Origin of the sequence: Okeania sp. SIO2C9, from assembly GCF_010672455.1 — a bacterium.
In the GTDB taxonomy this organism is placed as follows: domain Bacteria; phylum Cyanobacteriota; class Cyanobacteriia; order Cyanobacteriales; family Microcoleaceae; genus Okeania.
This window is the reverse complement of the sequence record NZ_JAAHGO010000023.1, coordinates 62,121-74,402: the sequence shown is the minus strand read 5'-3', so window position 1 is coordinate 74,402 and position 12,282 is coordinate 62,121. Positions and strand designations below refer to the sequence as shown.

9 protein-coding genes are annotated in these 12,282 nt (G+C 38.3%); 5 read left to right on the top strand and 4 right to left on the bottom strand.

What is annotated here, in order from left to right; translation table 11 throughout:
• Positions 1 to 130 precede the first annotated feature (130 nt).
• Together tuf and rpsJ are read left to right on the top strand one after the other, a co-directional pair.
• Positions 131 to 1,360, top strand: coding sequence for an elongation factor Tu (gene tuf, locus F6K23_RS19210; protein ID WP_293158802.1), 1,230 nt, complete (start codon positions 131 to 133; stop codon positions 1,358 to 1,360).
• Between the two features lie 259 nt (positions 1,361 to 1,619).
• Positions 1,620 to 1,928, top strand: a complete 309-nt coding sequence (gene rpsJ, locus F6K23_RS19205) for a 30S ribosomal protein S10 (RefSeq protein WP_202219847.1) — start codon at positions 1,620 to 1,622, stop codon at positions 1,926 to 1,928.
• A gap of 502 nt (positions 1,929 to 2,430) precedes the next feature.
• Here rpsJ and F6K23_RS19200 read toward each other — a convergent pair.
• Positions 2,431 to 2,679, bottom strand: a complete 249-nt coding sequence (locus tag F6K23_RS19200) for a hypothetical protein (RefSeq protein ID WP_293158800.1) — start codon at positions 2,677 to 2,679, stop codon at positions 2,431 to 2,433.
• A 194-nt stretch (positions 2,680 to 2,873) separates the two neighbouring features.
• On the opposite strand from F6K23_RS19200, the gene F6K23_RS19195 reads away from it, so the two are divergent.
• Both F6K23_RS19195 and F6K23_RS19190 read left to right on the top strand, forming a co-directional pair.
• Complete coding sequence (locus tag F6K23_RS19195) at positions 2,874 to 4,307, top strand: S8 family serine peptidase (RefSeq protein WP_293158798.1); 1,434 nt, start codon at positions 2,874 to 2,876, stop codon at positions 4,305 to 4,307.
• Between the two features lie 626 nt (positions 4,308 to 4,933).
• On the top strand, positions 4,934 to 5,572 hold the full coding sequence (locus F6K23_RS19190) for an LON peptidase substrate-binding domain-containing protein (RefSeq protein ID WP_293158796.1): 639 nt from the start codon (positions 4,934 to 4,936) through the stop codon (positions 5,570 to 5,572).
• 184 nt (positions 5,573 to 5,756) lie between these two features.
• On the opposite strand, the gene F6K23_RS19185 is transcribed toward F6K23_RS19190, so the two are convergent.
• On the bottom strand, positions 5,757 to 6,308 hold the full coding sequence (locus F6K23_RS19185; protein WP_293158794.1) for a DUF1997 domain-containing protein: 552 nt from the start codon (positions 6,306 to 6,308) through the stop codon (positions 5,757 to 5,759).
• A gap of 118 nt (positions 6,309 to 6,426) precedes the next feature.
• Entirely contained in the window at positions 6,427 to 7,017 is a 591-nt protein-coding gene (locus F6K23_RS19180) for a DUF1997 domain-containing protein (protein WP_293158792.1), read from the bottom strand.
• A gap of 1,255 nt (positions 7,018 to 8,272) precedes the next feature.
• On the opposite strand from F6K23_RS19180, the gene pheA reads away from it, so the two are divergent.
• The gene (gene pheA, locus F6K23_RS19175; RefSeq protein WP_293158790.1) at positions 8,273 to 9,163 is read left to right on the top strand and encodes a prephenate dehydratase; all 891 of its coding nucleotides are present in this window, start codon (positions 8,273 to 8,275) and stop codon (positions 9,161 to 9,163) included.
• A 1,826-nt stretch (positions 9,164 to 10,989) separates the two neighbouring features.
• Here pheA and F6K23_RS19170 read toward each other — a convergent pair.
• Positions 10,990 to 12,102 (bottom strand): substrate-binding domain-containing protein, encoded by a 1,113-nt coding sequence (locus tag F6K23_RS19170; RefSeq protein WP_293158788.1) that lies wholly within the window; start codon positions 12,100 to 12,102, stop codon positions 10,990 to 10,992.
• Positions 12,103 to 12,282 lie beyond the last annotated feature (180 nt).

Sequence of the window (12,282 nt, the reverse complement as noted above, 5' to 3'; positions counted from 1 at the left end):
AAAAAGATTAGTTAATTAGTTAAACGGCTCGGCAGAGTTTTCAAAATTTATCTATTATTAATCAGTGCGTCCGTTTCCTAATCCAAGGGAGGCGGAATTAACAACGGAAAAAAAAAGGAACAAGTAATTAATGGCACGCGCAAAATTTGAAAGAAATAAGCCTCACGTCAATATCGGAACTATTGGCCACGTTGACCATGGTAAGACAACCTTGACTGCTGCAATTACCATGAGTCTAGCAGCGCAAGGAAAAGCTAAGGCAAGGAATTATGCTGATATTGATGCAGCTCCAGAAGAGAAAGCACGGGGTATCACCATTAATACTGCTCACGTAGAGTACGAAACAGAAGGACGCCACTATGCTCATGTTGATTGTCCTGGACACGCTGACTATGTAAAAAATATGATTACAGGTGCAGCTCAAATGGACGGTGCAATTCTAGTAGTTTCTGCTGCTGATGGTCCAATGCCTCAAACTCGCGAGCATATTCTATTGGCCAAGCAGGTAGGGGTTCCTAATATAGTTGTTTTCCTCAACAAGCAAGATATGGTGGATGATGAGGAACTGTTGGAGCTGGTTGAACTGGAAGTTCGGGAACTTTTAAGTGACTATGATTTTGATGGAGATAATATTCCCATCGCTGCTGGTTCTGCTTTACAGGCAGTAGAAGCATTAACGGCTAACCCGAACATAGGAAAGGGTGAAAATGAGTGGGTAGATAAAATTCTCGCTCTGATGGATGAAGTTGATGGATATATTCCTACACCAGAACGTGATGTTGATAAGCCTTTCTTAATGGCGGTAGAGGACGTATTCTCTATTACTGGTCGTGGTACTGTAGCTACAGGCCGGATTGAGCGTGGTAAGGTTAAAGTCGGTGAAACTGTGGAATTGGTAGGTATTAAAGACACTCGTAATACTACAGTTACCGGTGTGGAAATGTTCCAGAAAATTTTGGACGAAGGAATGGCTGGTGATAATGTGGGATTGCTACTGCGTGGTATGCAGAAAGATGATATTCAACGTGGTATGGTATTGGCCAAACCAGGTTCTATCACTCCTCACAAAAAATTTGAATCTGAAGTTTATGTTCTGAAAAAGGAAGAAGGAGGTCGTCATACACCTTTCTTCCCTAATTATCGTCCTCAATTCTATATCCGGACAACAGACGTGACTGGTGCTATTGAGTCTTTTACTGCTGATGATGGCAGTGCGGCAGAAATGGTAATGCCTGGTGACCGGATTAAAATGACGGTTCAACTAATTAACCCAGTGGCAATTGAACAAGGTATGCGTTTTGCCATTCGTGAAGGTGGGAGAACTATTGGCGCTGGTGTTGTTTCTAAGATTATAGAGTAGGACAACTTCCTCAAAGATTAAGTGGCAGAAAAGTACATACATAACTTATTGATATTTGCTTTTCTGCTGCTTATTGATGAAGGTTAATTTTGATCAAAATAATAATTTTTTTGGAGGGTTACTTAAAATCTCCTTTACAAAAGCAACTTCTAACTTCAAAAAAAGGGGGTTGCTCAAAGTCCGAGTTGCAAAAATAACTACTGACTACTGACTTCATTAAAATCTGAACCTAGAAAATTAAAGAAGATAAATGGCCACAATTCAACAGCAAAAAATTCGGATTCGCCTCAAGGCATTTGACCGTCGTTTACTTGATACATCTTGTGAAAAAATTGTAGATACGGCAAATAGAACGGGAGCTACAGCTATTGGGCCAATACCATTGCCCACAAAACGACGCATTTACTGTCTGCTGCGATCGCCCCACGTTGATAAAGATTCACGAGAACACTTTGAAACTAGGACACACCGTAGAATTATAGATATTTATCAACCTTCATCAAAAACAATTGATGCGCTGATGAAACTTGATTTACCAGCAGGTGTAGATATTGAAGTGAAGCTTTGAGACTTTCACCGTTACATCAAAGATTATAACGGAAGATTCTTGTTTTGCTAAGGCAACGCTACGCGTTTCATGTAGCATAGCGAAACACAGATTTAGGGTTTGCTGATTAAATCTAAAAGCATTGGCATATAAAGGTTTGATGGTTTTTAGGAGCGAAAAAAGAGCCGGATTTTCAGTTGAAAATGCTCATGCATGTTAGGATTTTGACAAGACTTGGGCTATGGAATTATATCAAATCCGTTTGATTGGACATAAAAAAAATCTCCAATCGTCATAATCATTTAATCTCTGTGATTCTTTCTACTCCTGACTCCTGACTCCTGACTCCTAAAGACTTAAGGAATCTATAACTGTTTAACCGGATTTGATATTAAGGGGCAATTATTCCAACGACATCCTCTGTAATTCCATTCTCCAGTACGGGCGTTTTCCTACGGAATACTAGGCTTTCCATGTCGCGCAGCGTTAACGTTTGCGTAAAATTCCGATTGTTAGTTATGCTTTAGCTAAACGGCCGTTCGCCCCTACGACTTTTGATATCAAATCCGGTTAATTGCACATAGAATCCTATATTTAAGATATATATTGATAATTCTATAATTACTTTACATAGATATCTTCCTACATTCCCTAAATTCCTCTCCTGAGAGGGGTTTGGGGTAGGTCTCCATCTCCGAATCTCCCCATCTCCCCATCCCCCCATCTCCCCATCTCCGAATCTCCCCATCTCCCCATCCCCCCATCCCCCCAACCATATAATAAGTATTCAACCGGATTTGATATGACTCCTGACTCCTGCCCTCACCCATGCATACTTTTTCAGCAAGCCCTAACTAGGCAAAAAATCACCCTATTTGTTCTCTTTATGCCACAAAGCCCCTATTGACACTAAAAGATCGGAAGGTTACTATATGGAGGTGTTGAGTAGATTTTTAAGGATACACTATGGTAGCTAGTGGCGAAAACCCTTCGGAACAAGTAAGGGTTTTAGTGGAGGTGCTGGTTCCCCGGTCTGCAGGAGCGGGTCTAGCAATGGATAATTTGGATTCTTCAATCAACCTGCCAGGATTCCAAGTTGATAGTAGTTACGCTCCGGTGACAGTAGAATCGACTCCGGAACAGTCTATGTCAATGAGGTTGCGTTCGGATGAAGAAATTGTCGTTGTCCGTGGGACAGTATCAAGAGGGAACATTCAACAACTAGAGTCGTCTTATAACGTTATTAAAGTATGGAGCGATCCACCCATAGAACCATTTACGAATTGTCCCATCCCACCTTGCGATTGTGTTCCGACAACGCCAAAAGGCGATAGATTACGTGCCGCTCAGGTAATGGGAGCTTCTCAAATATGGGCTAGGGGATACCAAGGGCAGGGCATTGTCATCGGTATTGTCGATGGTGGTATTAGCGCCGAAGGACGTACACAAAACGGTCGAATTCCAAATGTTATTGGTGGTTGGCCTAATAATGACTGGGGAACTCGGGCTGAGTGGGACGAACATGGAAATATGAGTTCTACTGATGCTTTGGCTATGGCACCTCAAGCACAAATTTACGATATCCGAGTTTCTGGGGGGGACACTAGTGATCTGCTTTCAAACGCCTTACAAGGATTTCAATGGGCAATCAATCAATACCAAAGTAATGGGACACCTCAGATCCTGTCTAACAGTTGGGGAATATACCAGCAAAATTTGGCGCTTGACTACATCGATAATGCCAATCACCCTTTTAATCGCAAAGTCGTCGAAGCTGTCAATGCAGGCATTATTGTGTTGTTTGCGGCGGGGAACTGCGGTGCCACTTGCCCTGATCCTAGATGTGGCGATTCGACTGGTCCAGGCAGGGATATTTGGGGAGCCAACGGTCACCCGTTAGTCATCACTGTGGGCGCTGTTAATTCAAACTATCAACTCATTGGATATAGCAGTTCCGGGCCGGCGGCTTTAGACCAGAATAAACCCGATGTATGTGGTGTCAGTCACTTTACGGGATACTTTAACTCCGATGCGGGGACGTCAGCAGCTTGTCCCGTTGTCGCTGGAGTCGTCGCGTTGCTCAAGCAAGCAAACTCCTCCGCTCAACCTGCGCAAATTAAAACAGCTTTACAAGAAACGGCTGCACAAATCGGTGGATTGCGCGGATGGAATCAACACAGTGGCTACGGCGTTGTCCAGGGAAATCAGGCGTTGAGCGCTCTAGAATCCCCCACAGAATCCTCCACCAGCGAATGGAATCCAAATAATCGGAAGGAATACTTTGTGGGCGATGTAGTGTCCTATCAAGGCAATGAATACATGTGCATCCGGCAATTTACTTATTACGGGGACCCTAACTGGGCTCCTGGAATTGCACATTCCTTATGGAGGCTTAAGTAGTCTAACTGGACAGTGCGAAGTTCTTTGGAGAAGTTCTTGTCACAAGGCATTTGAGACTGATCTACCTTCAGGGGGCAATAGGCAGGCGACTACGGGCTGTAAGCACTCGCCGCATTGGTTTCGGCTTCAGGGCGCTCGTCGTATTTTGTGATAACTTCGCACTCTCCAGTTTATAGATATCCAATCATAGAAAAATCTGCTAAAGTATAGAATGTATAATAAACGTTGTACATAAATATAGTTAAATATAGTTATATATAATCATATGGTATCCAGAAATTGGGGCGGGTATTGAGATAGTCTAACTTTATCGCTTATAATAGAAAATCAAAAATCCTCAAGAGTCAACGATCTGAGTTCAATAGGGTGAAATTCCTGGACTGACACCCTACCTCTAGACACATAAGAACCTAAGTCCAAGCCTCTGTATTATGACCAAGCAGAAATTGAATCAGGGAGATAATCATGCAACGAGGAAAAGATAAAGCAGTCTCAAATGCTTTTAGCTATGGGATAGAGGGTGTTGTAGTTCACCCAGTCAGGGCAATAGCTGCAAAATAAGGATATGTCATATTTGACTATATTTTTATGAACTATAACTATCGAAAATCATTAATACTAGGAAAATGGCATCTTCTTCTGTAGCTGTTCGAGAACTTCCCCTATTTCCCCTACCAGAAGTAGTATTATTTCCAGGTAGACCTTTACCACTACATATATTTGAATTTCGCTATAGAATTATGATGAATACAGTTCTAGAAAGCGATAGTAGATTTGGTATTTTGATGTGGGATTCTACTCAAGACCTAGTTGTGGCCACTGGATGTTGCGCTAAGATTGAGAATTACCAACGCTTACCTGATGATCGGATTAAGATTTTGACAGTAGGTGAGCAGAGATTTAGAGTTTTAGACACAATTAGAGAGAAACCTTATCTAGTTGGTTTGGTTGAGTGGATAGAAGATGATTCTTCAGAAAATACTCTTGGAGAGTTATCAAATCAAGTTGAAGCTTTGCTAAAAGATGTAGTTCATCTTTCAGGTAAACTTATGGACCAGAGTATAGAATTGCCCACTGATATTCCTACTTTACCAAAAGAATTGTCATATTGGGTAGCTAGCAATCTTTATGGGGTAGCAACTGAACAGCAAGCTCTTTTGGAGATGCAAGATACTGCTACTAGGTTGGAAAGAGAAGTAGAAATTCTCACATCTACTCGCAATCATCTTGCAGCTAGAACTGTTCTGAAAGATACTTTAAAATAAACTTTAGCAATGAATGATGTATAAATTCAAGGCTTTTGTTTAGAGAAAGTTATTAATAGAATATATAGCTCAATAATTGGTAGTGGGAATTAGGAAGCTACTTAATTGTAGTTTCTGACTCACTTCCTAAATCTAATTTTTCCATAAACTTTGTGACAAGGTCATAAAGTACTTTTTTAGTAAACTAAGCAGCTAGTAAACTCCTCTCTTCTGACTTTACCCAGTTGCTATAGTCTAATAATAATTTATGCATCAATCCTTGCTTCATTTTGAGTAAGATACTACCTAATAAATTATTACCTGTGGATAGCAAAATTGATTTGGGTATTTTGTTGAAAGGAGGAGGCAAAAATATTTTTAAGGACAACTCTGCTTTTCCCTCTAGAATAGTTTTATTCTGAATTTTGGTAGGCTGCATTGTACCATTGAGATTCAATTTAAAATGTTCATTAATCATTTCAATCCCTTTTAGTTGACAACCAACAGACTTTAATTGGACTACTCCTTCAGAGGTTGTTAAAATTTTCATGTCGATAATTGGTTCAATTTTCAACATAAAGAATTTGAGAGGGTTCATTTTCAAACGATATATATCGTTAGTTAATTTTTCTATACAATTAGGGTTTGCTAGGACTTCTACAATACGTTGTGGTTGACTTAAATAACTGTTAATACTTATAGACTGCTCTGGAACGGGTATATTGACGGATTGAGATGCAAAAAAATTATTATACATAGTAGCTAGTAGAATTAAGTAATTTTTATTAAAACTATTAATTACCTTATATTAGAAGATATTAAATTTTGTAACAACTTCCGTCAAGCTGGAGTGGAGAGAACTAAATACTGCTAGGTTAAATTGCTTGACTACCAGCAGATAAAACAGAACCTTGTTGACTATTAGCTAATACCTCAGTTTCATTACAGGCCCATTGATGATAATCAGCTAATAATTGATGGGTCAATCTTTGCTTAATTGTCATTAATACACTTTTAAGTAAACCATTACCAGTTGTTTCTAAAACTGGTAGAGGTGTTAACCATAATGGAGGAGGTAATTCTACCTTAACTTCTAAATCTGCTTTGCCTTTGAGATGAGTAACTCCTTTAATTTGGTAGGTTTGGAGAATACCAACTAGATTGAGGGCAAAACGCTGATTAATATATTCTACGCCACGAATTTCACAACCCTCTGACTTTAAGTAAATTGTGCCATTAGCGCTCGCCCAAACCCGTATATCTACAGTTGGTTGAATAGTTAACATCATAAAGTGTAGTGGACGCATTTTGAGGCGGAAGCTATCTTTGTCTAATTGCTCCAATCTTGTTGGATCTACTAAAGCATTGACTAGGCGCTTCGGTTGACGAAGATAGTGATGAATAGGAACTTGTTGCTCAACTACGGGAATATTTACAGATTGGGATGCGGTAAATCTAGTAATCATTATTTGTATAAAAAATAAATATTTTAATATCTAAATTTTATGAAATCTTCACATTTATTCATGTGACTTGGATCATACTGAAGTATTTACTCAAGTTTAGTCATTCACCAGCAGGGGATTTAGGTAAAATTGAGTAATTCTAGTAATCATAATCGTTAATGGATGAGAACTAATTGAAGAAATATAACGTAATTTTACGAAGTGTAACTTATTCAATTTTATAGCGCTGCGCGCAGGCAACAGCTCCGGAAAGCAGCAATAGCTCATTTGGGGGGTTGACGAAGTCAGAACTCAAAAATCAGAAGTCATAAGTCATAAGTTAACCCACCCCTAGCCCCTCCCCCTCCCAGGAGGGGAAGTAGGGGATTTGAGTCCCGCTCCAAAAATATTTCGCTTTAAAAGGCGGGGTTGCGCGACCCATATTATTTTGATAAAAAGCTGATAATATAAGACTTTTAGCTATTGGAGACCTCCTGCAATTTTTAAATATGCCAGCGCACATTGCTATATAGAAAATAAATTGGGTTTAATCTAAAATCTAAAATAAAATGGAGATTCTATGACCGAAAAATTTTGGTCAATAACCTCTCCCTTTTAAGCTATCTCTTACCCATAAGTCTTGAAACCCTTGTGGGAACCACCCCTAGCCCCTCCCCCTCCCAGGAGGGGAAGGGGAGCAGGGAGCAGGGGAGAAAGGAGAAAGAATCATAGTAGCTCAATAAAACTACTGAAGTTATCAAAGAGAATGTATGAAAAAATACATTTTTTCTACCGAAAAAGCCTAACCAAGAGTCACTTATGACTTGTCTATTTTGTCAAGTTTTATATTAAGAAAGATGTGGGCAATGGATAGCTTTTAAGGCAGGATAATTGATTGTTACTAGAGAATAAAAGGAGTGGGGGAGTGGGGAAGTAGGGTCAATTTATTGTCACTAGAGCAAAATTGTATCCTTTGAAATTTCGTACATCTTGCTAGAATTAGTTAACCAAAAATATAGAGCTGTAAATATTCTCTGATGACAAAGAATTAGCCCTGCCATTTTAAGGGGATAAGAAGCGGTCGATCTTCGGAGCTTCCCGTAGGGTGGAATGGCGGACTGCGGAGCGGTTCTGTAAAGAGCGAGTGTCCTGGATATATCCAATTGACCAAGAGAAAAGATAATATTCCTGATGTCAAACTTTCTTATTGCAGGAGATACTGTTAGCGTAGCTCCTCCTCAGGAGGCTAACTGATAAATGATAAATGATAACTGAAATGACCATATCAATTGCACATCTTGGCCCTGCTGGCACCAATGCCGAGACAGCAGCAGTAGCATTTACTAATAAACTGAGTCAGCTTGGTCAAAAATCTTTTCTGTGTCCATATCCTAGTATTGCTCAAACTTTATGGGCAGTTTCTCAAGGGGAAGTTAATTTGGCAGTTGTACCTGTAGAAAATTCTATTGAAGGGAGTGTTACTGTTACTCTGGATACACTTTGGCAATTGGACTCTTTAGAGATTCAAACAGCATTAGTATTGCCTATTTCTCATGGGTTAATATCATTAGCTGATAGTTTTGAGGAGATTAAAACAGTTTATTCTCATCCACAAGCTTTAGCTCAATGTCAAGGTTGGTTAGAAAGATTTTTGCCACAAGTCCAGCAAATTCCGGATAATTCTACCACAGAAGCATTGCGACATTTAGGTAAGGATCGGAGTGCCGCAGCGATCGCTTCTCAAAGAGCGGCTCTACTTTATAAATTACCTATATTAGCTTATCCAATTAATGATTATCCTGACAATTGTACTCGCTTTTGGGTATTGAAAGAAGGATGTTCTGAAATAGAGAATTCTGATTTAAAACTAATAATTAATAGGATAAATCAACCGGGAAATTCTGTTTTTATTTCTCTAGGTTTCAGTGTACCTGCAAATGTACCAGGAGCTTTAGTGAAGCCTTTGGAAGTATTTGCTAAAAGGGGAATTAATATGAGTAGAATAGAGTCTCGTCCTACTAAGCGATCGCTGGGGGATTATTTATTTTTTATTGATATAGAAGCTAAGAATAATGATGATTTGATCGAGGTAGCAATAGAGGAATTGAAAACCTATACGGAAACTCTAAAAATATTTGGCAGTTATACGATTATGGCGCTCAATTAAAAGATATATTCAACAATTAATAATTAATAATTAATTATTACTTCTCCTTGAAAAGAAGAGGATTGACTAATCATGAAAAATTTTTCTCTCTTGGTCGATTGGATATGGCTCCGAGACCTCGCCATCTCTCGACCGCTTGTTTCTCCTTGTAGAGCGACAGCTCGTGGCGCAGCCAAGGAGAGGCTTTAAACCTTAATTATTCGGTAATATCAAATCTCACGCATTTTTGCTACGTTTTCTTGAGAGTAGGGAGTAGGCAGTAGGATTTAAAGACATAAGATATCTTGGCTTAATACCGAATTATTACTTAATAAGTGAAATCTTAATTAAGTATAGAATTATTTTTGGGAATTGGTATAATTTGCAAATTGCCAATAAAATATCTCTTTTTTACTGAAAATATCTTGTGTTCAAAGAGGGTTAATATCAAGGGTCATTTCAGTTATCAGTTATCAGTTATCAGTTATCAGTACTGACCACTAAAGCCGGAGGCTTGAAATACTGAACTGAATATTTTTTCATCCCCTTAAAAGGGGAGGCTTTATACCTCATTTTTTCGTAAAAAAAAGATTTAAAATCATAATGAGACTTAAAATATTATCGTTAAGATACCTCTTTGATTAAAAAGAGATACTCACAAGGATCAATGATATTTAAGTTATTTATTTTAACTCCTGACTCCTGTTTTTTAACTGAAAATATCTTGTGTTCAAAGAGGATTAATATCAAGGGTCATTTCAGTTATCAGTTATCAGTTATCAGTTATCAGTACCGACCACTAAAGCCGGAGGCTTGAAATACTGAACTGAATATTTTTTCATCCCCTTAAAAGGGGAGGATTTATACCTCACTGTTTCGTAAAAAAAAGATTTAAAATCATAATGAGACTTAAAATATTATCGTTAAGATACCTCTTTGATTAAAAAGAGATACTCACAAGGATCAATGATATTTAAGTTATTTATTTTAACTCCTGACTCCTGTTTTTTAACTGAAAATATCTTGTGTTCAAAGAGGGTTAAGATCAAGGGTCATTTCAGTTATCAGTTATCAGTTATCAGTTATCAGTACCGACCACTAAAGCCGGAGGCTTGAAATACTGAACTGAATATTTTTTCATCCCCTTAAAAGGGGAGGCTTTATACCTCACTTTTTCGTAAAAAAAAGATTTAAAATCATAATGAGACTTAACGGGACTTTAGTGAAAAAACAGTAAAAAAAGGGTATAATACATATCAGGTATATATTTTACGTTAATTACTGGCCGGGGGTAAGTTTGATCAAAGAAACAACTTCAGTGGCCATGCCCTCTTGTTTCCATCGATGGTGCGTTCGCGGTAGCGTTGCGTAAGCAAATCGCTTTAACGATGTATTAAAGACACTCATCTCAAAAAACTGGGTTTAGAAACTATATAGGAGGATTACTCTTGAGAAAGTCAAAGAAATTTTTTTCAGAGGAACTTTGTACTCTCAAGACAATTTAGTCTAAACTCCAGTAATTATTAATTATTAATTATTAATTATTACAGCACTTTTGAAGATAGTGAGGTACAGTTATAAGACTATTTATTCCTATATTAGACTTGTCGCTTTATAACTATAAAAAACTGGTAAACCCTTATCATGTAAGAATTTTCGCCATTTTTAGATAAAAACGTCTGGAATTACTACTGTGTCTTAATTTGAGCGATTTTTTCTATCTATTTAGCGACAACTCTATTCCCTGTGGCCTGTGGCCTGTGGCCTGTGGCCTGTGGCCTAAAGCAATAAAACTTTGTACCTCATCAATTCGATAACTGCTGTAATTATTAATTGCTCACCCCTCCCTAATTTACCCTCTCCCACAAACGCTTAATTTCTGTCAACACCTCCGCGTTAGGAGTGGACATAGTTTGCACCCCAGGATTCATTTTGACTCCAGGGATATTTTGACTCCAGGGACTATTTGGTACACTCTGCAAATCAAAACTCTGGTCTACAGGACGAAAACCATACTGTACAAATAGTTTCTGCTGTTCTGGTTGTCTGAGAAAATCAATAAATTTTCTGGCTGCGTCAACCATACCACTACTAACATCACGCCTAGCGATCGCTGCTGTGGAAACTGTTTCAATGGTAGGATTGAGATAATAAATTTGATATGGTTGCCCTTGGGTAGTGCGAGACTGTTCCCATCGATGCAAGGCAATACTTTCATATACTGTTGCTATATCCGCATCATTTTCACCTTTGGCAATAAATTCTTGTAACAAAATATCAGTCGAACGTGGAGGCAAATAAACTGAACGCTTGACTAAACTAAATAAAGATTTGACTGAGGAATTATTTAAACTTTGACTGGTGAAAGTTGCTCCTCCAATTTCTGATTTTGCCCATAAACTTAATGTTAATTGACCACTATTGGAGCGAGTAGGATTAGTAGTGAGAAAATCAAAGCTACCCCACTGTGGTTTACCTCCAATTTTTTCCCAATTTCCAACTTGCATTGCTTGAGCAATTTTTCGCCAACTAAATTGATTATTAGGAAATAAAACTTGACCGCGTTCCGGCCAAGCGATCGCTACTAATATTGTTTTGGCAATTGGTTGTGGTTTGTCATAAAAAGGTTCACTATTATTTTGTGCCTTCCATCTTGTTTCTAACTCTTCTAAAATTTCTCTATTAGCAGGAATTAAAACTGTGGGAGTAAAATCATTTTGGTCATCAACATATTTATTAATAATATCTTGGGAGCCTTGATATTTGAGCTCTAAATTAATCTGAGGATATTTTTGTTCAAATTTAGTTTCTAATTCAGGCAGAATTTCTTGTAGTTCAGTGCCACTAACAACTACAATATTTTTTGAGATTTCTGGGAGTGGAATATATGTTAAACCCAGGGATGCTAAAATAATTGCTAAAGATGTAATTAGAGATTTTTTCTTGTTAGTAGGTTTCATAGTTTTTTAGTTTGATTATAGAATTTTTTAGGTCAATGAAGCATATTAAAAAAGCGGTCAGCAGTAAACGTTTAGAGGATATCTGAAAAGTTTTTTGATACTGAATTTTGCCCCCCTGGCCCCCCAACTTTGGGGGGAACAAGAGTCTATTTGCTTCTAAAAGTCCCCCAAAATTGGGGG

Coding starts and splice junctions, on each gene's coding strand:
- pheA (WP_293158790.1), top strand. CDS start 8,273: ATGACCATATCAATTGCACATCTTGGCCCTGCTGGCACCAATGCCGAG.
- F6K23_RS19195 (WP_293158798.1), top strand. CDS start 2,874: ATGGTAGCTAGTGGCGAAAACCCTTCGGAACAAGTAAGGGTTTTAGTG.
- F6K23_RS19170 (WP_293158788.1), bottom strand. CDS start 12,102: ATGAAACCTACTAACAAGAAAAAATCTCTAATTACATCTTTAGCAATT.
- F6K23_RS19190 (WP_293158796.1), top strand. CDS start 4,934: ATGGCATCTTCTTCTGTAGCTGTTCGAGAACTTCCCCTATTTCCCCTA.
- tuf (WP_293158802.1), top strand. CDS start 131: ATGGCACGCGCAAAATTTGAAAGAAATAAGCCTCACGTCAATATCGGA.
- F6K23_RS19185 (WP_293158794.1), bottom strand. CDS start 6,308: ATGTATAATAATTTTTTTGCATCTCAATCCGTCAATATACCCGTTCCA.
- F6K23_RS19180 (WP_293158792.1), bottom strand. CDS start 7,017: ATGATTACTAGATTTACCGCATCCCAATCTGTAAATATTCCCGTAGTT.